A 349-nucleotide genomic window follows, 5' to 3' on the forward strand; every position below is an offset into this window, starting at 1 on the left:
CGCTTATATTAGTCTCTACGCTTCTGGTACTTCTAACACTAATTTACACGGCGAAGTTATTTTTAATGCTGGAGAAATTTTCTACCGTTCCACGGTTACCGATAGTAGCGGTAAACCTCAAATTCCTGATGAGCCTGTAGGCACTTACACTTTAGGTGAAGATCTCGCGGTTGAAATCAGTTGGGCGAGCGGTTACTACACATTCAAAGTCAATGACACTGTATACGACAATAGCGGCAACGGTTTTGAGGCTTTCGACAAAGCTGCCGTTACTATCGTGTCATTGAAGCTTGGTGATACTTCTAACACAACACACTACGAGTTAAACGCTGACAACTTTAAAGTCTGT

1 pseudogene is annotated in these 349 nt (G+C 42.4%); it reads left to right on the forward strand.

The features are described 5' to 3' along the window. A pseudogene (locus AB4486_RS27870) lies at window positions 1-349 on the forward strand (hypothetical protein); the annotation flags it as partial.

Source organism: Vibrio sp. 10N.222.55.C6 (assembly GCF_041473395.1).
Taxonomy (GTDB): domain Bacteria; phylum Pseudomonadota; class Gammaproteobacteria; order Enterobacterales; family Vibrionaceae; genus Vibrio; species Vibrio crassostreae_C.